The organism is Alistipes sp. An31A (genome assembly GCF_002159425.1).
GTDB lineage: Bacteria > Bacteroidota > Bacteroidia > Bacteroidales > Rikenellaceae > Alistipes > Alistipes excrementigallinarum.
In genome coordinates this window covers 58,148-81,751 of record NZ_NFIO01000008.1, presented here as the reverse complement: position 1 = coordinate 81,751, position 23,604 = coordinate 58,148, and the positions used below count along the sequence as shown (strand labels likewise).

General features: G+C 67.4%; 14 protein-coding genes. 12 read left to right on the top strand and 2 right to left on the bottom strand.

The window, feature by feature from the left end; genetic code table 11:
- Positions 1–195: 195 nt before the first annotated feature.
- The gene (locus B5F90_RS08075) at positions 196–1,008 is read right to left on the bottom strand and encodes an AAA family ATPase (RefSeq protein ID WP_087362295.1); all 813 of its coding nucleotides are present in this window, start codon (positions 1,006–1,008) and stop codon (positions 196–198) included.
- A gap of 492 nt (positions 1,009–1,500) precedes the next feature.
- On the opposite strand from B5F90_RS08075, the gene B5F90_RS08070 reads away from it, so the two are divergent.
- The 6 genes from B5F90_RS08070 (at position 1,501) to B5F90_RS08045 (ending at position 9,985) form a co-directional block, all read left to right on the top strand.
- Positions 1,501–2,499 carry a CPBP family intramembrane glutamic endopeptidase gene (locus tag B5F90_RS08070; protein WP_087362294.1) on the top strand — a complete coding sequence of 333 codons (999 nt, stop codon included), beginning with the start codon at positions 1,501–1,503 and terminating at the stop codon, positions 2,497–2,499.
- A gap of 56 nt (positions 2,500–2,555) precedes the next feature.
- Positions 2,556–3,437, top strand: coding sequence for a hypothetical protein (locus B5F90_RS08065; RefSeq protein WP_087362293.1), 882 nt, complete (start codon positions 2,556–2,558; stop codon positions 3,435–3,437).
- 162 nt (positions 3,438–3,599) lie between these two features.
- A complete protein-coding gene (locus B5F90_RS08060) occupies positions 3,600–5,006 on the top strand; it encodes a peptidylprolyl isomerase (RefSeq protein ID WP_087362292.1) in 1,407 nt (468 codons plus the stop codon).
- Between the two features lie 10 nt (positions 5,007–5,016).
- Positions 5,017–7,605 carry an OstA-like protein gene (locus tag B5F90_RS08055; RefSeq protein ID WP_087362291.1) on the top strand — a complete coding sequence of 863 codons (2,589 nt, stop codon included), beginning with the start codon at positions 5,017–5,019 and terminating at the stop codon, positions 7,603–7,605.
- Positions 7,606–7,989: 384 nt separating this feature from the next.
- The gene (locus B5F90_RS08050) at positions 7,990–8,571 is read left to right on the top strand and encodes an NUDIX domain-containing protein (RefSeq protein WP_239307767.1); all 582 of its coding nucleotides are present in this window, start codon (positions 7,990–7,992) and stop codon (positions 8,569–8,571) included.
- A gap of 91 nt (positions 8,572–8,662) precedes the next feature.
- Positions 8,663–9,985 (top strand): mechanosensitive ion channel domain-containing protein, encoded by a 1,323-nt coding sequence (locus tag B5F90_RS08045; protein WP_087362289.1) that lies wholly within the window; start codon positions 8,663–8,665, stop codon positions 9,983–9,985.
- Between the two features lie 90 nt (positions 9,986–10,075).
- Here the strand turns inward: B5F90_RS08045 and B5F90_RS08040 are convergent, their stop codons facing one another.
- The gene (locus tag B5F90_RS08040; protein ID WP_087362288.1) at positions 10,076–11,737 is read right to left on the bottom strand and encodes a putative transporter; all 1,662 of its coding nucleotides are present in this window, start codon (positions 11,735–11,737) and stop codon (positions 10,076–10,078) included.
- A 365-nt stretch (positions 11,738–12,102) separates the two neighbouring features.
- Here B5F90_RS08040 and B5F90_RS08035 point away from each other — a divergent pair, with 365 nt between their 5' ends.
- The 6 genes from B5F90_RS08035 to B5F90_RS08010 are packed head-to-tail and all read left to right on the top strand — an operon-like array spanning position 12,103 to position 23,603.
- Positions 12,103–14,955, top strand: coding sequence for a TonB-dependent receptor (locus tag B5F90_RS08035; protein ID WP_087362287.1), 2,853 nt, complete (start codon positions 12,103–12,105; stop codon positions 14,953–14,955).
- A gap of 4 nt (positions 14,956–14,959) precedes the next feature.
- Complete coding sequence (locus tag B5F90_RS08030; protein ID WP_087362286.1) at positions 14,960–16,204, top strand: DUF4876 domain-containing protein; 1,245 nt, start codon at positions 14,960–14,962, stop codon at positions 16,202–16,204.
- Positions 16,201–17,706 carry a DUF6850 family outer membrane beta-barrel protein gene (locus B5F90_RS08025; RefSeq protein WP_087362285.1) on the top strand — a complete coding sequence of 502 codons (1,506 nt, stop codon included), beginning with the start codon at positions 16,201–16,203 and terminating at the stop codon, positions 17,704–17,706. Before B5F90_RS08030 ends, B5F90_RS08025 begins: the two co-directional genes overlap by 4 nt.
- A gap of 54 nt (positions 17,707–17,760) precedes the next feature.
- The gene (locus tag B5F90_RS08020; protein ID WP_087362284.1) at positions 17,761–19,362 is read left to right on the top strand and encodes a fimbrillin family protein; all 1,602 of its coding nucleotides are present in this window, start codon (positions 17,761–17,763) and stop codon (positions 19,360–19,362) included.
- A 41-nt stretch (positions 19,363–19,403) separates the two neighbouring features.
- The gene (locus B5F90_RS08015) at positions 19,404–21,377 is read left to right on the top strand and encodes a 4Fe-4S binding protein (protein WP_087362283.1); all 1,974 of its coding nucleotides are present in this window, start codon (positions 19,404–19,406) and stop codon (positions 21,375–21,377) included.
- 54 nt (positions 21,378–21,431) lie between these two features.
- The gene (locus tag B5F90_RS08010) at positions 21,432–23,603 is read left to right on the top strand and encodes a S46 family peptidase (RefSeq protein WP_087362317.1); all 2,172 of its coding nucleotides are present in this window, start codon (positions 21,432–21,434) and stop codon (positions 23,601–23,603) included.
- The last annotated feature ends 1 nt before the right edge of the window (position 23,604 follow it).

Sequence of the window (23,604 nt, the reverse complement as noted above, 5' to 3'; positions counted from 1 at the left end):
GCCCTCTCTGCGGTGGGCGTCTTCCGGCTCCGGCTTTCCTCTCTGCGCGGGAGGTTCCCGCCTCCGGGCTCCGGCCTCCCTCTCTGCGCGGGTGGGGCGCCTCCCGGGCCCGGCCCTCTTTTCGGCTTCCGCCGCCTCTCCCGCTCTCTTCCTCTCCGCCTCTCTGCCTCCCGGCTCCGGCCCCTTCCGGGCGGGCTATTGCTGCTGCGCGGCCTCCTCGCCGGATGGCTCCGTGGCAGCCTCCTGAGCCGGACGGTTGCGCTTGAGGAACTCACGCGCCAGCGTCAGGTAGTTCTCCGACCCCGTGGCGCTCGCGTCGTAGAGCATGACGGGCTTGCCGTGCGAGGGGGCTTCTCCCAAACGGATATTGCGCTGGATTATTGTGTCGTAGGCCAAATCGCCGAAGTGCTGCCGCACCTCGTTCACCACCTGGTTGTTCAGCCGGTTGCGCATGTACATCGTCAGCAGGAAGCCCTCGATTTCGAGCCCGGGGTTGAGCCCGCTCTTCACCTTCTTGAGCGTGTTGAGCAGTTTGGAGAGCCCCTCGAGCGCGAGGTATTCGCACTGCACGGGGATGAGCACCGAGTCGGCGGCCGTCAGGATGTTGACCGTCGTGTAGCCCAGCGAGGGCGAGCAGTCGATGAAGATGTAGTCGAAGCGGTCGCGCACCTCGTCGACCACCCGCTTCATCACGTGGTGGGCATTCTCCATCTTCGGCAGCTCGGTGTCGGCCGCCACCAGGTCAATCGACGAGGGGAGCAGCCACAGCCGCTTGATGTCGGGGCTCTGGAGGATGACCTCCGAGGCCTTGCGCGAGCCGGTGATGCACTCGTAGATGCCTTCGAGGTCGATGTCGAAGCCCAGCCCCGAGGTGGCGTTCGCCTGCGGGTCGGCATCCAGCAGCAGGACGTTCTTGCCCAGCAGGGCCAGCGAGGCCGCGAGGTTGATGGCCGTGGTCGTCTTGCCCACGCCGCCTTTCTGATTGGCCAAAGCGATTACCTTTCCCATGTTTCCGTTCACAATTACAATCGGGCAAATTTAGTGATTTTCCGCGGAATTCCATCACCGTGCCGTAAAAATGCGTCGCACGCCGGCTCCAATACGCTGAGAATCATCCGCGAGCCCGGAGCGACCCCGCTCCCGGCGGGGCGCGACGTCTTCGGCGGCTCTCCCGGAGGCGTGCCGCTGCGCCCCTGCGCCGGGGACGCTGCACCCTCTGTGCCGGGCATGCCGCCGGGCTGCTGCCGGTGTTCCGAGCGGGGTGTCCCGCCGGGACTCTGCACCCCACTGCGCCGGGGACGCTGCACCCTCTGTGCCGGGCGTGCCGCCGGGCTGCTGCCGGAGTTCCGCGCCGGACGTGCCGTTGGGGCTCCGCGCCGGGCGGCTTGTGGCGCGCCCCCGACACCACCGACGGTGCGGTACGAGATGCCGCAAATTGAGAAAAGTGCTTGCTTTTGCCCGCGACTTGCATTATCTTTACCCGAAAAATTCCGTACAACCATGGCAAAAACCGAGCACGGGGCTCCGGCAGGCGAGCCGCAGAACCCCCGGACGACGCCCCGTCCCGCTGACGCCGCCCCGCAGACCTCCGTTCCGAATACCAGCGCCGCGCAATCAGCCGCGCCGGCCCCCGCATCCGGCCGCCGTTCGACCTTCCCCACGGTGGTCGACCTGCTGGTCTTCTTCGGCATCTTCTTCATCGCCCAGGCCGTGGCGCTCGGCGTGGCGCTGCTGGCCGGCGTGCCGATGCCCGACACCTCGCTGCTCGACTCGCCCGACGAGGCGGTGCGCGTGGGCGAGCAGATTGCCGTCTCGCACTTCAACGCCCTGACCTACGGCGTGGCGATGGCCTTCACGCTGGTCGCCTTCCTCATCTACCGCGCCCGCCGGGGCGGTCCGCGCATCGTGGCGCGCTTCTCGCTGCGGGGGCTGGACCCCGTGCTGCTGCTCTGGGGCGTGCTCTTCGTCTTCGCCACCTCGCTGGTCATCGAGCCCCTGCTCGAGCTGCTGCCCGCCGTGCCCAACGTCTACGGCCGCGGCGTATGGTCGCTGCTGACGCTGGTGGTGATGGCGCCGCTCTTCGAGGAGGTGATTTTCCGCGGCGTGCTGCTCGAATCGGCCCGAGCCCGCTACGGCGTGGTGGCTGGCTGGCTCATCTCGTCGCTCATCTTCGGCGTGGTGCACATCTACCCGGCCGTCATGGTCAACGCCATCATCATGGGCCTCATCCTCGGATTCGTCTACATCCGCACCGCCTCGCTCTGGCCCGCCATCATCCTCCACGCCTTCAACAACGGCGTGGCCTACCTCATGCTGGCCATGGGACGCGAAAACCAGATGCTCTCCGACATGATTGGCAACCGCACGGTCTATGCGCTGCTCTACACCCTGGCGCTGCTTGTCTTCCTCGTCTCGGGCTTCATGGTCTGCCGGACCCTGTCGATGCTCTCGCGCGAAGAGAAAGAGGAGCGTGCGGAGAAAAAACGGAATGCGGCGTAATAATCTGTGCGGCGCGTGCGTTAGTTACGGGTAAAAACCGTATCTTTGCCTTCTCGATGAAACGTTTGACCGTCAGAACGGCGCTTTGTGCGCTTCTTGTTGTCTTCGTCGCGGGCTGTCAGGAGACCCCCGGGGTCTTCAACCGCGATGCCGTGCTTGCCCGTGCCGGCGAGCACGAACTGCGTATGCGCGAAGCCGTTGCGAATCTTCCCCAGGGAGTTTCGGGCGACGACAGCGTGGCGTTCATGAAGCTCTTCATCGACCGCTGGGTCAAGCAGCAGCTCAAGCTGGACGAGGCCGAGGTGCTCTTCTCCGACTCGGTGGGGGGCATCGAGAAACAGGTGGAGGCCTACCGCCAGGCGCTGCTCATCCGCAAGCTCGAGCAGCACTACGTCGACCGCAACCTCGACACGGCCTTCACCCCCGAGGAGATAGCTGCCTACTACAACGCCCACAAGGGTGACTTCCGGCTCGACCGTACGCTGGTACGCGGCCGGATTGTCCGCTTCCCGACGGGCTACCGCCAGGCGCAGAAGCTGCGCAGCCTCATGTCGTCGAGCGGTCCGGCCCAGCAGCAGGACTTCCGCGACATCTGCGCGAAGAACGAGTTCGAGGTGACCGACTTCAAGGGCGATTGGGTTGACTACCAGGAGTTCCTGAGCCATCTGCCGACGCTCCGCACGCAGAACTACGATGCGCTGCTCTCCTCGAACGGCGTGCAGGAGATGCGCGACAACCGTTCGCGCTACTACTTCCAGCTCGAGGGGGTCTGCCGCGCGGGCGAGACTTCGCCGCTGGAGCGTGTCCGCGCCACCATCCGCCGGATTCTCTTCACGCAGCGGCAGGGTGAAATCATCCGCCGCCACGAGGAGGAGCTCTACAAGCGCGCCTCGGAGGAGGGCGAACTGCACCTGCCCGAAGCGGCGGCGGACGAGTGACCCGCTCCCGGGGGGCCTGAGGAAAAGGAACACCGGTAAGGACCGAATGCCGCGGCAAAGCGTTTGAGGACGGGGCTGCGGTAGGGGCAACCCGGACGAAATGGCGGGAGGCCCGGTGCAACCCGGACGAAATGAAGAATGAAAAAAATGTACATGCAACATATGGTGAAAAAGGTTTTCTTGCTGACGGTCATGCTCTTTGCCGCAGCCGGGCTCAGGGCCCAGAAACAGCAGGTCATGCTCGACAAGGTGGTGGCCGTGGTGGGCAGCTCGTCGATTCTCTATTCCGAGGTCGACGAATATGCGCGCAACATGGTCGCCCAGCGTCTGGCCGAAGGCTACACGACCGACCGCGACCCCCACAACGAGGCGCTCGAGGCGCTGCTCACCCAGAAACTGCTCTACAACCAGGCGCTCATCGACTCGGTGGACATCAGCGCCGCCGACATCCAGACGCGCGTCGAGGAGCAGCTGCAGAACATGATTGACGAGGAGGGCTCGATTCCCAAACTCGAGGCCAAGCACCACATGCCCATCTTCAACCTGCGCGAGATTCTACGCCAGCGCTACGAGGAGCAGGCCTACGCCAGCAGCATGCAGGCCGAGGTGGTCAACAAGGTGACCATCATCCCGGGCGAGGTGGAGCGCTACTACAAGCACATCGACAAGGACAGCCTTCCGCTCATCGCCGACCAGTATGTCTATGCGCAGATTACCCGCTTCCCCCGCACGATGACCGAGGCCAAGCAGCGTACGCGTGAACGGCTGCTCGACCTGCGCGAGCGCGTTATCACCGGACAGGCCAAGTTCGAGAACCTGGCCCGCATGTATTCGCAGGACCCTGGTACGGCCATGCGCGGCGGCGAGATGGAGCCCACGCCGCTGGCCAGCCTCGACCAGGCCTTTGCCGACGCGCTGGCCGAGCTCAAGCCGGGCCAGATATCGGAGGTGGTCGAGACCCAGTACGGCTTCCATATCATCCAGTCCCTCGAGAAGCGTGGCAACATCTACCGGTTCCGCCACATCCTGCTGCGTCCGGTCTATACGACTGACGAGCTCTCCACGGAGCTCAACTTCCTCGACAGCCTGGTGACGGAGATTCGCCGCGACTCCATCACCTTCGAACAGGCCGCGCTGCGCTACTCGGACGACGCCTCGTCGAAGATGAACGGCGGTATCGTCTCGAACCACGACGTGCTGGAGCGCTTCAACGCCTTCGACGCCAAGCTCACCGTGACGAAGTTCCTCAAGGAGGACTTCGGCCGCTACAAGAGCCTCGACGACTACAACGCCCTGAGCCGCCTGCACGTGGGCGAGATTTCGGACGCCTACCTCACGGAGGACATGATGGGCAACCAGATGGCCAAGGTGGTCAAGCTGGTGCAGATTATCCCGACGCATGTCGCCTCGCTCAACGAGGACTACCTGCGGCTGGAGGAGATGGCCCTCACGGCCAAGCAGGAGAAGGCCTTCCGCGAGTGGCTGACCAAGAAAATCGACGGCATGTACGTCTACATCGACCCCGAGTTCCGCGGCGGGGCCTTCGAGAACAAACACTGGGTAAAATAGCTTCGCGACCGTGCGCACGTTTCTCTCCATAGCAGCGGCGGTCGCCGTCGCGGGACTCCTCTTCGCACAGGGGGGCGCTCCGTCGCAGCCCGCCCCGCAGGGCGAGATGAAAATCATCAACCTCAAGTCCGACGTCTCGGGTCCCGTCTCGCCGGGCGACTCGGTCATCTTCCTGGTGGGCAACTTCGCCGCGCAGCACAACGGCGCGGTCATCACCTGCGACAGCGCCGTGCGCTATTCGGACATGCGCATCGAGTTCTTCGGCAACGTCCTCATCAACAAGAACACGACCTACATCTACGGCGACCGCGCCCTCTACGACGGCGAGGTGAACGAGGCGCAGGTCTTTTCGGACATCATCAAGGTGGTCGACGGCGACGCGACGCTCTATACCTACAGCTTCCTCTTCAACACGCTCGACAACGTGGGCGAATTCGACGGCGGCGGCGTGCTCGTCAACCGCGAGAATCAGCTCGAGGCCGAGCGCGGCTACTACTACGCCGACACGAAGGAGCTGGTCTGCGTCGACCGGGTCGAGATGCGCAACGACGAGTACGAGCTGCGCGGCGACTCGGTGGTCTACAACATGGCCACCGACAACGCCTACTTCTTCGACCGAACCCACATCTGGAACCGCGAGGGGGACTACCTCTACGCCGACCGGGGCCGCTACGAGCAGGCCGACACGCTCTATGCCGTCACGCGCAACGGCTACATCCTCACCGAGAAGCAGGAGGTCTGGAGCGACAGCATCGACTACTACCGTCCGCATGGCCACGCCATCCTGCGGCACGACATCCAGCTCGACGATACGGAGCACAAGAACCTCGCCTTCGGCGACTACGGCGAATACTGGAAGGAGCCGGGCAACGCCTTTCTGACGCGGCGCCCCGCGCTGGTCAACTACGACCTCTCGCAGGGCGACTCGCTCTTCATGCGCAGCGACTCCATCTACCTCTTCACCCGCACCCTTTCGCAGGATGCGGCCGACGCGGCTGCCGCCGCCGAGCGGGCGCGCCTCGATTCGCTCGCCGCGCTGCAGCAGGCTGCCGCTGCGGCCGACTCGATGCGTGCGGCCCGTCAGGGTTCGGTCAAACGCCGTACGGAGGCCCCCGATTCCCTCTCGACGGCTCCCGGCCGGGGCGGCTCGCGCCGCGAGCGCGCCGCTGCACAGGTCGAGGAGCAGCTCGGCGCCCTCCGCGATTCGACCGCCGCTGCGCCGGCTGCCGAGGAGAAGACCGCTTCGGAGGCCGCTTCCGATGCGCCGGCCGCCGGGAACAAGGCCCCGGCCTCCGATTCGCTCGTCGCAGCGCCGGGTGCCGACTCGCTGACTGTCGACTCGCTGGTGACCGATTCGCTGGCGGCCGATAGCGTGCAGCTTACCCCCGAACAGCTGAAGGCGCAGCGCAAGGAGGAGGCCCGCAAGGAGCGCGAGGCGCGCAAGGCGGCCGCCGACGAGGCCAAGCAGAAGATTCTGGACGAAATCGCCGCCAGGCGCAAGGCCAAGCGGGTCGAGATGGTCCGCGCCCAGGAGGAGAAGGAGCGCGAGCGGCTGCTCGCCCGCCGCGAGAAGGTCGAGAAGAAGCTGCGCGAACGTGTCGAGCACGCCGCCCGCAAGGGACGTACGCCGCGCCTCGACTCGACGGAGCTGCTGCATCTTGACTCGCTGCTGGGCATCTTCGAGAAGAGCGTGGACTCAACGGGCGGCAGGGGGGCCGACTCGCTGCTGGTCGATTCGCTTCCGCACGGCAGGGAGGAGGGGCTGCCGGCCGATTCGCTCGCGTCGGAGGGCGCCGACTCGGTGGCCGTCGAGGTCGACAGCATGTACCGCCTGGTCAAGGCCTTCCACAACGTGAAGATTTACCGCACCGACTTCCAGTCGGTCTGCGACTCGCTTACCTCCATCAGCCGCGACTCGACCATCCACCTCTACCTCTCGCCCGTGCTCTGGAACGAGAACAACCAGGTGGTCTCCGACGTGATGGATGTCTATACGGCCAACCGGCAGCTTACGCGCGCCGAATTCATCGGCAGCCCCATGATGTCGAGCGAGCTTGACACGCTCCACTACAACCAGGTGGCGGGCAAGGAGATGACGGCCTTCTTCCGCGACAACCAGATTTACCGCAACGATGTCAACGGCAACGCCCAGACCATCTACTACATGCAGGATGGCGAGGGGGGCGAAATCACCGGCGTGATGGTGCTCGACAGCGGCAACATCTCCTTCTTCTTCGAAGAGAAGCAGGTGGTCAACATCATCTACCGCATCAACCCCGTCTGGACGCTCTACCCGCTGGACAAGGTGCCCGAGGACCAGTCGCTCGAGCTCAAGGGCTTCAAGTGGGAGGGGGCGCGGCGGCCGACGCAGCGCGACGTCTTCGACCGGCACATCCGTCCGTCGCGGCGTGCGGCGTGCGGCGAGCTTCCGAAGCCCGACTTCCCCATCCACCGCGCCCTCGAGGAGCACAAGAGGCGCCTGATTGAGGAACGGCGGTGGATTGACCGCAACGACCACGTCGATTCGGAGACCGTCGAGTGGATGCGCACGCTGGGTTACGAGGTGGGCCAGCCCCGCGAGTCGGGCCCCCGTCTGTAGTCCGCAGCGGCAGGGCTGTCGGCACGGATGCGCGCTCCGGCGTCGTGTTCGTGCCGTTCCCGTATCCGGCGGGGTGGGGGGGGAGAGAAGGAGAGAAATAGCCGTCGGGTAGAGCGTGTACCCGGGAAGGTAAAAATAACCGTCGAGCCGTTTCCGGATTCGGCGGGGGAAGCGGAAAATAGCCGTCGAACGGAGCGTGTCCCCGGCGAGGTAAAAATTGCCGTCGAGTCGTTCCTGGGGGGCCGTGAAGAGGTGCTCCACCCGGCCGAGGCGGCGCGGTGGACGGGAGCCGGGCTCGGGTGCGGCGGCTGTGCTGCAGAGGCGCTGACGTTGCAACTGACGACGGATACCCGGCGGGCGGTGTGGATAATACCAGTGAAAACGATGAATACAAGGATGAATACGGACCTGAACCCGGAGGCGGAGCATGCGGCCCCGGGCGTTGCTGCACAGGCGGGTGACAACGGCGATGAGCTCTTCCCCGTGGTCGATGCCTCGGGGCGCGTCATCGGCTCGGCCCGGCGGCGCGAGTGCCACGGCGGCTCGATGCTGCTCCATCCGGTGGTCCACCTCCACCTGTTCGACGCCGACGGACGGCTCTACCTCCAGAAGCGTCCCGCCTGGAAGGATATCCAGCCCGGACGGTGGGATACGGCCGTGGGCGGCCATGTGGCCTACGGCGAGACAATCGACGAGGCGCTGCGGCGCGAGGCGCGCGAGGAGCTGGGGCTCGAGTCGTTCGAGGCGGAGTTCGTGCGGAGCTACGTCTTCCGCTCGGAGCGCGAGCAGGAGCTGGTCTACGTCCACCGCTGCCGCTACGACGGTGAGGTGCGGCCGAGCCGCGAGCTCGACGGCGGCCGCTTCTGGAGCCTCGACGAGCTGCGTGCGGCGATGGGGCGGGGCATCCTGACGCCCAACTTCGAATCGGAGGTTCCGCTGCTGCTCCCCTGCCTTGCGCAGCGGTAGCCCGACACGCCCGTGGACGGGGCGCCGCACGGCCGCGGGGCCGAAAAAAACATAGCCCGGTTTTTGCCGGGCGAGGGATAAACGAACAACTATGGAACATATCATCAAACGATGGGTCGACGCGCTGCTCGTCCGACTCGGATTCGCACCCGAAGCCGGGGCCGAACAGTGGGCCGCCTTCCTGCTGATGGTGGTGCTGGCGCTGCTCTTCTACCTGGTGTGCCGGCTGCTGCTGGTGGGCGGCGTGCGCCACATCGTCTCGCGCACGCGTGTCGAGTGGGACGACGTCCTCTTCAGCGGCCACGTCATGGGGCGCCTCTGCCAGCTTGCGGCCGTCATCCTGCTCTACAGCGTCACCCCGGCGGTGCTCATCGGCCACGACGCCGAGCGCCTGACGCTGCGCGTGCTGGAGATACTCATGGTGGTGGCCTTCTTCCGGCTGGTCAACGCGCTCATCGGAGCCGCCTTCCACATCGTCTCGCACCGCCCCGCCTGGCAGAACAAACCCATCAAGGGGCTCCGGCAGACGGCTCAGGGCATCGTCGCCATCATCTGCGTGATTCTCATCGTCTCAATCCTGCTTGACAAGTCGCCCGCCTTCCTGCTCACGGGACTGGGCGCCTCGGCGGCGGTCATCATGCTGATTTTCCGCGACAGCATCCTCGGCTTCGTATCGGGCATCCAGCTCTCGGCCAACGACATGCTGCAGGTGGGCGACTGGATTGCCATGCCCAAATACGGGGCCGACGGCCGCGTGGAGGAGGTCTCGCTCACGACGGTCAAAATCCGTAACTGGGACAACACGATTGTCACGCTGCCGCCCTACCTGCTGGTGAGCGACTCGTTCCAGAACTGGCGCGGCATGCAGCAGTCGGGGGGCCGGCGTGTGATGCGCTCGGTCAACATCGACATGACGAGCGTGCGCTTCTGCACCCCCGAGATGCTGGCCCGCTACCGCGAAATCGACCTGCTGCGCGACTACATCGACTCCACGCAGCAGCGCGTCGAGGAGTACAACGCCGCACACGGCATCGCCCCCGGCTCATGGAAAATCAACGGCCTGCACCAGACCAACCTGGGGGTCTTCCGCGCCTATCTGGAGCGCTACCTGCGCGCCGAGGTCCCCGTCAACCGGGGCATGACGCTCATGGTGCGGCAGCTGCAGCCCACCGAGACGGGCCTCCCCATGCAGCTCTACTTCTTTACCGACACGGTCGAATGGGTCACCTACGAGCGGATTCAGTCCGACGTCTTCGACCATGTGCTGGCCGTTATTCCCGAATTCGGGCTGCGGGTCTTCCAGAGTCCGGCGGGCAGCGATATCGGGCGGCTCGGCGAGGAGGTCTCCCATGCTCGGGAGGAGTCTGCGGAGAACTCCTCCGCACCGGCCGGCGACGAACCGCTCGGAAGCTGACCCGGTCCCTCGGCCCGAGAGGCAGACACCATACGGCCCCGCTCCTCATGCAGGAAGCGGGGCCGTGCTGTATTCGTGTATGCCGGTCCGTCAGAGGAAGAGCATCAGGATGACCTGGGCGATAATCACGCGCAGGAACATGCAGACGGGGTAGACCGTGGCGTACGATACCGAGGGGTTGTCCCCCTCGATGGTGTCGTTGGCGTAGTTGAGCGCCATGGGGTTGGCCATGCTGCCGCAGAGCAGCCCCGAGATGGAGCCGAAGTCGAGCCGCTGCACGCGCAGCGAGAAGATGGCCACCAGAACCGTCGGCACGAAGGTGATGGCGAAGCCCAGCGCCAGCCACAGCGCCCCTTCGGGACGCATGACCGTCTCGAAGAAGTGGGCCCCGGCGTCGAGCCCCAGGCAGGCCAGATACATCGAGAGCCCCAGTGCGCGGAGCATCAGGTTGGCGCTCTGCGTGGTGTAGGTAATCATGTGGAGCCGCGGTCCGAAGGTGCTGACGAGGATGCCCACGATGATGGGGCCGCCGGCCAGACCCAGCTTCACGGGGATGCTGATGCCCGGGATGCTCACGGGGATGCTTCCCAGCACCAGACCGAGAATCAGTCCGATGAAGACGGCCGCCAGATTGGGCTCGTTGAGGCTCTTGACGGCGTTGCCGAGGATTTTCTCGACGTTGTGGATGGCCGCCGCCTCGCCCACGACCGTCAGACGGTCGCCCAGCTGGAGCGTCAGGTCGGGGGTGGCCAGCAGCTGCACGCCCGAGCGGTAGACGCGGCTGATGTTGATGCCGTAGTTGTTGCGCAGCCGCAGCGAGGAGAGCTTCTTGCCGTTGATTTCGGGGCGCGTGACCAGAATGCGCTGCGAGATGAGCTGGCTGTCGATGGCGTTCCAGTCGATTTTGCCCGTATTCCAGTCCTTCTGCTCCTGCTCGCCGAAAATCATCCGCAGCGCATCGACGTCGGCCGGCGAGGTGACCACCAGGATGATGTCGTTCTGCTGGAGCGTCTTGTCCGAGGTGGGAATCGAGACCTTGCCCTCGCGCCAGATGCGCGAGATGACGAAGCGGTGGTGGCTGTGGGCCGCCACCTCGTGGACGCTCTTGCCGAAGATGGCAGGGTTGGTGACGTGGTAGCTGGCGATGAAGACATCCTTCTTGTGCTGAGCGTCGGGTTTGGGCAGGTCGGAGGGGCGCACGAAGAGCTTCCGCACGAAGACAATCGCCAGAATGACCCCCACGACGCCCAGCGGATAGGTCAGTGCGCAGCTCAGCGCCGCGCCGTTGGCGTCGAGCCCCAGCTGCTGGAGGGCCTGCTGCGCGGCGCCGAGTGCCGGGGTGTTGGTCGTCGCACCGCAGAGAATGCCCGACATGTCGGGCATCGAGACTCCGAAGGCGTAGCTCATCCCCACGGCCAGTGCCGTGCCCAGCAGCGCCAGTCCGACGGCCGGCAGCAGCAGCCGCATGCCGTCGGCGCGCAGCGAGCTGAAGAAGCCGGGGCCGACCTGCAGTCCGAGGGCGTAGACGAAGAGAATCAGTCCGAAGCTCTCGGCGTAGATGAGCATCGAGGGGTCGAGCGAGAGGCCGAGGTGGCCGGCCAGAATGCCGACGAAGAAGATGAAGGCCGTGCCGAGCGAGATGCCGCCGATGCGGATTTTGCCCAGTCCGATGCCGAGGACCGAGATGAGCGAAATCACGACGACGGCCTGCAGCGCCGAGTGTTCGACGAACAGATTAGTGAGCCATTCCATGCGTTGCGAATTTGTTGTCTGCCGCAAAAGTAGGGCAAATTTTCGGGAAAGTGGCGTTTTTTGGTCCGTTTTTCTGCGGACGGAACATTGCCTGTATGCCGGATTGCGCTCTGTGTCAATGCGTTGTTCTGCGTTCGGTCCTGCACGCAATCACCGCTTCTTTTTTAGCCGCATGCGGGGCCAATAGGCATTTTGTGGGAGTGCCGGCGCCGCAAATACCCGATTGTGGGGATTGTCCGCCCGGGGCGCGCGGCCTACTTTTGCACCCGGAATGGGAGCCGTGCACCCCTCCCGCACCACCCCGGCAGCCGAATCCGGACCTGGGAGGCGCGGAGGCGGACGGAGCTCCTCGCAACGTGTGCCTCATGAAACGGAACAGACTCTTGCCGATGCTCTTTGCCCTGCTGCTTCTGGCCCTCCGCCCCGCGGCGGCCGGGGCGCAGCAGGTAGACCTCTCGGGATGCGTCCGCGCGGCGGGCAGCGGCGAGCCCGTCGCCCAGGCGGTGGTCGAGCTGCCCGTCTGCGGACTGTGGGCCGTGGCCGACAGCGAGGGGCGCTTCACGCTGCGGCGCGTCCCGGCGGGACTCCAGCGCTTCGCGCTCTCGTGCCTGGGCTACGTCGCCGTGCAGTACGACATCGAGGTGGGGGAGTCGACCCCCGAACTCGACCTGCGGATGGAGGAGGAGAGCCTGCGCCTCGAGAGCGTCGTGGTGACCGCCACGCAGGAGCAGGAGGCCGTCACCACCTCGCGCCGCATCGAGGGGAGCGCCATCGACCACCTCCAGATGATGAATGCCGCCGACGTGGCGGCGCTGCTGCCGGGCGGCAAGACGGTCAACCCCGACCTGACGCAGGACCTCCGCTTCTCGCTGCGCGACGGCGGCGTTTCGAGCGGCAATGCCGGCTTCGCGACGGCCGTCGAGGTCGACGGCCTCCGCCTCTCGACCAACTCGTCGTTCGACGGGATGGCGGGCGCCCCGACGCGCAACATCGCCTCGACCTCCATCGAGGCGGTTGAGGTCGTGACGGGCGTCCCGTCGGCCGAGTACGGCGACCTGGGGTCGGGTCTGGTGCGCATCACCACGCGCAAGGGGCTGACCCCCTGGATGCTGCTCCTCTCGTCCAATCCCCACACCAAGCAGATTGCCGCCTCGAAGGGCTTCGACCTCGGGGGCGAGCGGGGCGTGGTGAACGGCAGCGTCGAGTATACGCGCGCCACGAAGAACCCCGTCTCGCCCTATACGGCCTACTCGCGCACGGGCCTTTCGCTCTCCTTCCGCCGCACCTTCGCCGGGGTGCTGCGCCTCGACGCCGGAGTGACGGGCAACATCGGCGGCCTTGATACGAAGGACGACCCCGATGCCGAGATGGGCGAGTGGCAGCGGGCTCGCGAGAATGCCCTCAGGGCTACCGCCTCGCTGCGCTGGCTGCTCAACCGCCCGTGGTTGACCGACCTTGAGCTCTCGGCCTCGCTCGACTTCGAGGACCGCCTGGACCGGACGCACAGCTACGAGTCGAGCGCCACGCCGCAGCCGGCCGTCCACGCCACGCAGGAGGGGTACCACCTGGCCGTGATGCTCCCGACGAGCTACTACGCCACGCAGTGCGTCGACTCCAAGCAGCTCGACTACGCCGCCTCGCTCAAGGCGACGTGGGTCCGCCGCTGGGGACGGCTGCGGAGCCACGCCAAGGCGGGCCTCGCCTGGCGGGCCGACGGCAACGTGGGGCGCGGCCTCTATTACGCCGACGAGGCGCTCTCGGCGGCCGACTACCGCCCGTGGCCCTTCTCGGAGGTCCCCTACATGCACAACCTCGCGGCCTACGTCGAGGAGCTCCTCACCCTGAGGCTGGGCGAGCGCTCCTCGCTGCAGTTCATGGCGGGGCTGCGCGCCGAGAAGACGTGGGTCCGCACCTCGCGCTACGACCGTGCGCAGAGCCTTTCGCCGCGTCTGAACCTCACCTTCCGGCTGGACGACCGCCTGACGCTGCGCGCCGGCTGGGGCACGACCGAGAAGCTCCCCTCGTTCAACATCCTCTACCCGCAGCCCCAATACCTCGACACGCGCGTCTTCAGCGCCACCACCTCCGCCGGGCAGAACATCTACCTCTACCATACGCACCCCTATGCGGTACTCTACAACGAGTCGCTCCGCTGGCAGCGCAACCGCAACATCGAGCTGGGCGTCGACCTGCGTTTGGGGGCCACGCGGCTCTCGCTGGCCGGCTACTTCAACCGGACGAAGTACCCCTATGAGCTGGTGACGGGCTACGAACCCTTCTCCTACCGGATGAGCACCCTCCCGGCCGCCGACGCCGACGGCAACCCCTACACGCTGCCCGTCCATCCGCTCTTCAAGGTCGACGAACAGACGGGCGAGCTCTTCGTCCGCGACGCCGACAACCCCGCGTCGGGGTGGGTCGCCATGCAGAGCTCCTCCGTGCGCCGCACCTTCGCCCGCACGCTCCGCCAGGAGAACCGCTCGCCGGTCGACCGTGCGGGGCTAGAACTGGTGGTCGACTTCCCGCAAATCAACCCCCTGCGCACGCAGCTGCGCCTCGACGGCGCCTACGTCCATACGCGCTACGTCGACAACCTCGAGGCGGCCTACTACCCCTCGGTCACCTCGGGCGGGGAGTTCTACCCCTACGTGGGCCTCTACGCCGGTACGGGCGGCTCGGCCGTGACGACCTGGAACGGCCGCGAGACCGACCGCCTCGACCTGAACCTGACGGCGACCACCCACATCCCCGCCATCCGGCTGGTGGTTACGCTGCGCCTCGAGGCGACGCTGATGCGCCGTTCGCAGAACCTCTCCGAGTACCTCGGCCGCGAATACGCCTACAACGTCACCGAGGAGAAGAGCCCCACGGGTGGCTCCATCTACGACGGAGGGAGCTATACGGCCGTCCGCCCGATTTACTACCTCGACCTCGAGGGGCGGCGCCACCCCTTCACCGACGCCGAGGCCTCCGACCCCGCCTTTGCCAGCCTCATCCTCCGCTCGGCCAACACGCGGAGCTACGACGCGGACGGCTACGGCCCCTACTTCTCGGCCAATCTGAGCCTCACCAAGGAGATTGGCGACCACGTCTCGGTGTCGTTCTACGCCAACAATTTCACCAACTCCCGCCGCTATGTCACCTCGCGGGCCACAGGCGTGAAGTCCATCTTCACCCCCGAGTTCTACTACGGGCTGACGGTGCGGTTCAAATTCTGATGCTATGATACGACGCACTTCACTTCTTCTTCTGCTCTGCGGCCTGCTGCTTGCGGCCTGCACCGCCCTCGATGAGGCAAACCCCTACGAAGGGGTGCTGGGCCGGCTTACCGTGCGCCTCCGCTACCCCGGGGAGCATGCCTCCTGGTGCCGCGAGGGGGTCGAGGTGACGGCCACCGACCGGCAGTCGGGCAACCGCTACACGGCGCGGACCGATGCGCAGGGCGAGGCGAGCTTCCGCATGCCCAACGGCCTCTACGCGCTGGCGGTGAGCGACCGCGCCGACAGTCAGACGCTCTTCAACGGCGCCGTCGAGCAGCTGCGCCTGACGGCCGGCGGTGAGGCCGTCGCGGAGCTCGAGCTGCGCTGCGTGCGCCCCGGCGGCATCGTTATCCGCGAAATCTATACGGGCGGCTGCCCGGCAACCCCCGCCACGGGCTCCTACGTCTACGACAAGTACGTCATTCTGCACAACAACGACTCCGAGACCCGCTACCTCGACGGCCTCTGCCTGGGGATGGTCGACCCCTACAACTCGAAGGGCGCCTCGGGCAACTACTGGACGAGCCTCGCCCCCGACGGAGGCATCCTCTTCCGCGACTACGCCTCGGTTCCCGACGCCGTGTGGCAGTTCCCGGGCTCGGGCCGCGACTTCCCGCTTGCGCCGGGGGCCGATGCCGTGGTGGCGCTCAACGGGGCGGTCGACCACACGGCCACCTACCCCCTCTCGGTCAACCTCAACGGCGAGGGCTACTTCGTCTGCTACAACGAGACCTACTACCCCGACACGCGCTCGCACCCCGTGCCGGGCGACCGCATCGACCCTGCGCGCCACCTCCGCCTGCTCAAGAAGACGGGGCTGGCCAAGGTCTACGTCGTCTCGAACAACTCGCCGGCCGTCATCCTCTACCGCGCTCCCGAGGGGTTCGACCTCGAGGGCTACCTGGCCGACGATGGGCAGTCGCTCATCGTGCGGGGGAGCCTCTCCTATACCAGGATTCCGTGGGAGTGGCTCATCGACGGGGTCGAGGTCTTCGACGCCACGGGCACGACCAACGCCAAGCGCCTGCGCTCGGACATCGACGCCGGGGCGGTGACCTTCGTTGGCCTGCCGCTCGGGCGGACGCTCCACCGCCGGCTCGACGAGCAGGCCTCCGAGGCGGCCGGCTACGCCATCTATCAGGATACGAACAACTCGTCGGACGACTTCTACGAGCGTGCGACCCAATCGCTGCGTGACGAGCCATGAGACCGCTTCCGCTGCTTCTTCTGCTGCTCCTCCTCGCGGCCCTGCCTCCGGCCCGGGCCCAGATGCGCTACGGGGATTTCGAGCGCGACAGCCCCTGGCTCACGGGGGTCAACGCCGCCGGCGTGCGGTGCGACACGGTGAGCCGCTCGGTGGCCCGACTCCGTGTCGGGCACGAGTCGGGGGCGCTGGTCGACCGCTCGGGCTCGGACAACTGCTGGCAGGCGGGCGCCGCAACGCGCTCGGTGCGCCACCTCGAGCGCATCTCCTTCTTCGGCGGCTTCGGCTACGACTACTTCGACGGGCGCAACATGTCGGGCTCGATGTTCATCCGCCCGGGCTATTATCCCGTCGACCTGGTGGAGTTCACCCCCGGGCGCAAAATCCGTGAGTGCTACGACCTGACGGGGGGCGTGGCCGTCCCCGTGGGGGAGCGGTGGGTGGTCGGCCTGCGCGCCGACTTCACGGCGGCGAACTACGCCAAGCGCAAGGACCTGCGCCACAAGAACAAGCGCCTCGACGTGGAGGTGGCGCCCGGCATCCTCTACCGTGCGGGCCGCTTCGCCGCGGGTGCGGCGCTCCGCCTGGCCAAGAACAGCGAGCGCATCGAGGCCGAGGAGGTGGGCAGCTCGGCCGCCTCCTACGAGGTCTTCCTCGACAAGGGGCTCGCCTACGGCATCCGCACGCAGTGGGAGAGCGGCGATTTGCACCTCACCGAGGAGGGCATCTCGGGCTTTCCCGTGCGGGAGATGCTGCTCGGAGGCGCCCTGCAACTCAGCTACGGCGCCCTCTTCGTCGAGGGGGAGGCGGGCCGCTCGCGCGGCGAGACGGGCGAGAAGGGGGTCCTCTGGCACACCTTCGAGGGGGAGTGGATGAAGCTCCGCGCCGTGGTGCGGTTCGACCGCGGGGCGCACCGCCACCGCGTGCGGGCCTCGTTCGGCCGGCGGCTGCAGCTGAGCCGCGAGAACATCCTCGTCCGCGAGAGCGAGGGCAACATCACCACCACCCGCCTCTACGGCTCGATGCCTCTCTATGGCCGGCGGCTGCTCGAGGCGGGGCTCGAGTACGAGCTCTTCGCCCCGCGCACCGAGCTGCGCGCGACGCTCGGCTGGGAGGAGCTCTCCGAACGCTCGACGCTCATCTATCCCGAGGTGCGCCGGGAGCGCCTCCGCCGCCTCTCCCTCTCGCTGCGCGCTCTGCGGCGCTTCGGACGCTGGGAGCTGCTGGCGGCGGCCGACGTGAGCGGGGGCGACTCCTCGGCCGTGGAGCTCCGTCTGGAGAGCGACCTCGTCTCGGGGAGCTACCCCGACCGGCAGGAGGAGCTGCGCGCCTGGGAGGTCGAGTACCGCACCGCACCGCGGCTCGGTGTCGAGGCGGGGCTCCGCTGCAACATCGGCCGCTGCTACGTCGACCTCGCGGGGCGCTACGAGCGGGGCTTCGCGCTGCGGACCATCCCGCAGCCCTACCGCCTGCGCTGCGTTTTGAGCGGGGGCGTCAACTTCTGAACTGCGCATGTTTTGACAAATACCGAATATTGATTAACTTTAAAACGAATCCACATGATGAAACGGATTTACACCTTCGCGCTGCTGGCCGCACTGATGCTGGCCGGCTGCGAGCGGGAGGAGCAGCGAAGCGACTCCCCGAAACGGATGGTCATCGACCCCACGATGGTGGGCATGCCGCTCCCGACGTCGCGCGCCACCGAGACCGACTTCGAACAGGGCGACGCCATCGGCCTCAGCGTGACCACCTCCGGCGGCGAACGCTACGCCTCCAACGCGCGCTTCCTCTTCGACGCCTCGCAGGGACGCTTCCTTTCGGCCGACGGGCTGCTCTGGTACGAGGATGTCAACGCCACGTCGACGCTCTTTGCCTGCTATCCTTACCGTGAGGGCGATGCGCTCCCCGCTTCGTTCACGGTGGCCGAGGACCAGAACGGCGGGGGATACGCCGCGTCGGACCTGATGACGGCTCTCAAGAGCGACGTGCGGCCGACCGCATCGGCCGTCGGGATGACCTTCCGCCACCGCATGGCGCGGCTCATCGTCAACGTCGACAACCGGAGCGGGTCGCCCGTTGACGGGATTGTGGTGCGCAATGCCGTGGGGCGGGGTCTGCTCGACGCTGCGGACGACACCTTCCGCGTCGACCCCGACGGAGCGGCCGTGGCGGTGAAGGCCCGCGAGCTGACGGCCGACGCGAAGTACTACGTGCTGCTGGTGCCCCAGTCGGTGCGGCTGGAGGTCGAGGTGACCACGGCCGAGGGGCCGCGCACCTATACGCTCGGCGAGGCCGAGCTGCAGGGGGGCAAGAACCATACGCTCAACGTCCGCATCCTGCCCGCCGAGGTGGAGGTGGTGCTCGAGGATGAAATCACGGGCTGGGAGGATGGCGACGAGCTCTTCCCCGAAGAGAGCCTTCCCGGCGGCGACGACGGGGAGCAGGAGGGCTGGCTCGAATACGGCGGCGAGCGCTACCGCACGGCCACCCTCGCGGACGGCCGCACGTGGATGGCCGAGAACCTGCGCTACGTGCCCCAGGGGCGGAGCGTCTCGAGCGACCCGTCGGACGGCAGCGGCATCTGGTATCCGTGCGACCTGAACCGTACGGCCTCGCCCGGACTGGTGGCGCAGAACGGCCTGCTCTACAGCTATCCCGTGCTGCTGGGGCTCGATGGACCCCTCTCGGCCGAGAACTACAACCGCAGCGAGGGCGCCCGCGGCATCTGCCCCGAGGGGTGGCACATCCCGACGATGGCCGAGTGGCTGCGCCTGGCGGGTGCCGGCAGCGGACAGCTTTCGGACCCCGAATCGCCCTACTTCGACCAGTCGCAGGCCGGTGCGCCGCTCGATGCGCTCAACGCCGACGGCTTCAACCTGCAGAACTGCGGTGCCATCAACGCCGCCTCGGCCACGGCCAAGGCCGCCTACCTGGCCAGCGCCTCGGCGGCCGACCCGACGCAGTTCGGCATGGGCTACTTCGCCAGCTCGACGGGCTACAAGCTCTTTTACAACACGACCGACGACCCCTCGAGCGGGCTGAAGAACATCCAGTTCTACGCCGGCATGACGATGTGGAACACCACCTACAAGCGTCTGACGGTGGCCTACCAGGGGGGCTACGGCGCGGCGGCTGTCCGCTGCGTCAAGGACCTCTGACGGGGCGCCCGGCACACGACACACACCAACAACGATAACCGATGAAACGAAAACCCAACCTTCCCAAACTCCTGCTGCAGTGGGGCGTGCTGCTCGCCCTGGCGGGGACCATCCTCCGGGCGAAACTCTCGGGCGAAGGGGTGGATGTCGAGGCCTACTGCCCCTTCGGGGGGCTGCAGGCCTTCGGCTCCTATCTGGCCCGCGGCTCGCTGGCCTGCTCGATGTCGATGCTCCAGATTGCCATGGGGCTCGCGCTGGCCGCGGGGGTCGTGCTCCTTGCCAAGCTCTTCTGCGGCTACCTCTGCCCCGTGGGCACGGTCGTCGGATGGCTCGGAGGGTTGGGCCGGAGGCTCGGGCTGCGGCGCGAACTGCGGGCGGGGGGCGCTGCGGACCGGCTGCTGCGCGGGGTGAAGTATGCGCTGCTCTTCGTGGTCTTCTACTTCACGCTCTCGTCGAGCGAGCTCTTTTGCCACAAGCTGGACCCCTACTACGCCGTCGCCACGGGCTTCGAGGGTGAAATCGTCCTCTGGATGTCGCTCGTGATGCTCGTCGTGCTGCTTGCGGGGAGCCTCTGCGTCGGGATGTTCTGGTGCCGCTATCTTTGTCCGCTGGGGGCCGCCAGCAACCTCTTCCGCCGCTGGCCGCTGCTCCTCGCGGCGGCACTTGCGGCCTGGGCGCTCGGCGCCTGGGGCGTGCCGCGGGCATGGCTCTGGGTGCTCGTCCTCCTCTGCGGCGGCGGGGCGCTGTGGGAGATGGCCTCTCTGCACGACCGCCTTGTGCCGCTGCTCCACGTGCGCCGCGACGTGGCGCGCTGCAACGGCTGCGGCCGCTGCGAACGCCACTGTCCCTGCGGCATTGCGGTCTGCGCCGAGGCGAAGGTGCGGCACATCGACTGCACGATGTGCGGCGACTGTCTGGCGGCCTGCCCCGTGGGGGCGCTGAGCGTCGGAGGGCGCCGCTCGCTCAGGTGGCTGCCGGCCCTTGCGGCCGTGGCGCTCCTGATGGCGGGGATGTGGGTCGGCGTGCGCTTCGAGCTGCCGACCATCGACGAGCAGTGGGGCAGCGCCGCGTCGGAGGCAACTCCGCTGCAGCGCTACGAGCTCGAGGGGCTCCGGAGCATCAAGTGCTACGGCTCGTCGAAGGCCTTTGCCGCCCGCATGCAGCGTGTCGAGGGGGTCTGCGGCGTAAGGACCTTCGTGCGGCGCCACGCCGTCGAGGTGACCTACGACCCGACGCGGACCGATACGGTGAAAATCCTCGAGGCCATCTTCACCCCCGTGCGGCAGAAGTTCGCCGCGCCCGCGCCCGGGGTCGGGGAGCTGGAGTGCTACCGGCTGGGGGTCGAGGGGCTCCACGACCGGACGGACATGGCGTGGTTCGGCCTGGCGCTCCGCCGCATCGGCGGGCTCTGCGGCTTCGAGTCGGAGTTCGCCTGCCCGGTGCGGGTGACCCTCTACGCGCTGCCCGGCACGGCCCTCACGCGGGAGCAGGTGCGCGAGGCGGTCGAGGCACGGGAGCTGGTGCTGACGGCCCGCGACGGGGAGCGGCACATCCCGCTCGACTATGAGTTGCGCAGCTTCGAGCGTGCGGGCACGCTTCCGCGCGGCGAGTTTCTCGAACGCATGTTCGACCAGGTGTCCCGCCTTTCGGGACCCTTCAGCGTCAACAGCGAGCGCTGGGGCGACGACCGGCGCTACCCCAAGGGCATCTACGAGTTCGCCTGCCCGGGGCTCGAGAAGCTCCCCCTGAGGCAGCAGATTCCCTACTTCCGGAGCTACCTCTCGTGTGCCGACGGCATCGTTGCGGTCGACTTCGCCCTGCGCGATACGCTGCCCGTCGTGCGGCTGCACTACGTGCGGGAGCTCTGGGACGACGGGCGGCTTTGGCGCGAACTGCTCCAAGCCCCCGAGTGGCGCGTGCGCATGAGCGACGGCAGCGAGCAGCGGATGGCTCCGCGGCTGCGCTTCACCCGCGAGGGGCGGAGCATCGACTCCGTGCCGGCCGCCGAACGATAATTGCGGACGGGGGCGGAGGCTCCCGCCCCGGCGAATGAAAACGAAATCTACCGAATGAAACGATGGTTTATATGCGTCGGCCTGCTGCTGGGGCTCTCCGCCCCGCTCCGCGCCGACGAAGGAATGTGGATGGTCCACGCGCTGGACGGAAGGCTCGCCGCACGGCTCGACTCGGCCGGGCTGCGGCTCGACGTGGGCGAGCTCTACGACGAAGGGCGCCCGTCGCTCTCCGATGCCGTGGTCGCCTTCGACGGCGGTGTGGGGAGCGGAAGCGTCATCTCCGACCGCGGACTGGTAATCACCAACCACCACGTCGCCTACGGCGACATCTGCGCCCTCTCGACCTCGGAGCGTGACCTGCTCCGCACGGGCTTCTGGGCCCGTACGGCCGAGGAGGAGCTTCCCGTCGAGGGGCGGAGCGTCTGGTTCCTGCGCCGTACGCTGGACGTGACGCGGCAGGCGCGGCAGCTCCGCGCGCGGATGGAGGCCGAGGGGCGCTGGGGTCCCATGTCGCTGCGCAGGCTCTATGCCGAGCTGGAGCGCCTCTACGGGGGCGACTCCACCCTGGAGGTGCGCTGCACGTCGCTCTGGGGCGGCGAGCGCTACCTGCTCCACTTCTACGAGGTCTACCGCGACGTGCGGCTGGTGGGCTGTCCGCCCGCCTCCGTCGGGGCCTTCGGCGGCGATGCCGACAACTGGAGCTGGCCGCAGCACAAGGGCGACTTCGCTCTCTACCGCGTCTATGCCGACTCGGCGGGCCGTCCGGCCGACTATTCGCCCCGCAACCGGCCGCTCAACCCCCGCCGCGTGCTGACGCTCTCGAGGCGCGGGGTGCGGGAGGGTGATTTCACCCTGGTGCTCGGTTACCCGGGCCGAACGGAGCGCTACGCCCCGTCGTATGCCGTGGCCGAGAAGCAGCAGGTGGAGAACCCCGTGGTGGTGGCCAACCGGCAGCTTCGGCGGCAGCTCCTTGCCCGGCGGATGGAGCGCAGCGGGGAGGTGCGGCGCGCCTATGCCGACGAATACTTCTCGCTGAGCAACTTCACCGACCTGGCGCGGTGGGAGAACCGCTGCCTGCAGCGCTTCGACGTGGTTGCACGCCGCGCGGAGGAGGAGCGGCGCCTTGCGGCGTGGCTCCGTGGCGACTCGGCGCGAAGGGCCGCCTGGGGTGATGTCTGCGCCGAACTGCAGCGCCTCTATGCGGCGCGGCGCACGGCGCAGCGGCAGCTGGTCAACATGCGCGAGTCGTGGTTCGGAGCCAGCCGCGCGTGGCTCGTGGCCAACCGTCTGGCGGCCCTCGCGGGGCGTCTGGAGCGGCAGGGGCGCGACTCGCTTCGTGCGGGGGATGCCGAGCTGCAGAGCCTGCACCGCATCGCCGCGCCGCTGCAGGGCGGATACGACGCCGCAACCGACCGTGCGCTGCTGAGCGCCATGACCGAACGCTTCACCGACAGCATCCCCCGCGCGCTGTGGGGCGAGGCGATGGCGGCACGCTTCGATGCGGCGGGGGGCGACGCCGCACGCATGGCGGCCGAGGCCTTCGACCGTTCGGTCTGCTCCGACGCCCAGCGCTTCGAGGCCTTCTTCGCAGGTGGACGCTCCCTTGCTGAGATTCGCCGGGATGCGCTGGTCGAACTCGTCGGCTCGGTCTCGGTTTCCCGCTTCACGGGGGCGGTACGCGAGGCCGAACGCCGCGCCGGGGGCGACCTGCACGAAGCCAAGGCGCGCTACGCGCGGGCCCTCTATGCCTTCCGCCGCGCCGAGGGGCGGCTCCAGTATCCCGATGCCAACTCGACGATGCGCCTGAGCTACGGCCGTGTCCGTTCGCTTGCCCCTTCGGACGGGGTGTCGCTCTCGTGGCGGAGCACGGCGGCGGGCCTTGCCGAGAAGTACGACCCGGGGGATGAGCGCTTCCGCCTCGATTCGACCCTGCGGCGGCTGCTTTCGGCGGGCGCGTGGGGTGCGTGGGGCGAAGAGGGGGTGCTGACGGTCAACTTCCTCACGGACAACGACATTACGGGCGGCAGCTCGGGCAGCCCGGTGCTCGACGCCCGGGGACGGCTCGTCGGTCTGGCCTTCGACGGCAACCGCGAATCGATGGCCGGCAACTTCTGGTACCATCCCGACCTGGCGCGCACGGTCTGCGTCGACATCCGCTTCGTGATGTGGACCATCGAACGCTACGCCGGCGCCGACTGGCTGCTGCGCGAGCTGCGCTTCGAGTAGT

Bases quoted from the DNA above. Each gene is read 5' to 3' on its own strand.
- B5F90_RS08075 (WP_087362295.1), bottom strand. From the start codon at position 1,008: ATGGGAAAGGTAATCGCTTTGGCCAATCAGAAAGGCGGCGTGGGCAAG.
- B5F90_RS08070 (WP_087362294.1), top strand. From the start codon at position 1,501: ATGGCAAAAACCGAGCACGGGGCTCCGGCAGGCGAGCCGCAGAACCCC.
- B5F90_RS08065 (WP_087362293.1), top strand. From the start codon at position 2,556: ATGAAACGTTTGACCGTCAGAACGGCGCTTTGTGCGCTTCTTGTTGTC.
- B5F90_RS08060 (WP_087362292.1), top strand. From the start codon at position 3,600: ATGGTGAAAAAGGTTTTCTTGCTGACGGTCATGCTCTTTGCCGCAGCC.
- B5F90_RS08050 (WP_239307767.1), top strand. From the start codon at position 7,990: ATGAATACAAGGATGAATACGGACCTGAACCCGGAGGCGGAGCATGCG.
- B5F90_RS08045 (WP_087362289.1), top strand. From the start codon at position 8,663: ATGGAACATATCATCAAACGATGGGTCGACGCGCTGCTCGTCCGACTC.
- B5F90_RS08040 (WP_087362288.1), bottom strand. From the start codon at position 11,737: ATGGAATGGCTCACTAATCTGTTCGTCGAACACTCGGCGCTGCAGGCC.
- B5F90_RS08035 (WP_087362287.1), top strand. From the start codon at position 12,103: ATGAAACGGAACAGACTCTTGCCGATGCTCTTTGCCCTGCTGCTTCTG.
- B5F90_RS08030 (WP_087362286.1), top strand. From the start codon at position 14,960: ATGATACGACGCACTTCACTTCTTCTTCTGCTCTGCGGCCTGCTGCTT.
- B5F90_RS08025 (WP_087362285.1), top strand. From the start codon at position 16,201: ATGAGACCGCTTCCGCTGCTTCTTCTGCTGCTCCTCCTCGCGGCCCTG.
- B5F90_RS08020 (WP_087362284.1), top strand. From the start codon at position 17,761: ATGATGAAACGGATTTACACCTTCGCGCTGCTGGCCGCACTGATGCTG.
- B5F90_RS08015 (WP_087362283.1), top strand. From the start codon at position 19,404: ATGAAACGAAAACCCAACCTTCCCAAACTCCTGCTGCAGTGGGGCGTG.
- B5F90_RS08010 (WP_087362317.1), top strand. From the start codon at position 21,432: ATGAAACGATGGTTTATATGCGTCGGCCTGCTGCTGGGGCTCTCCGCC.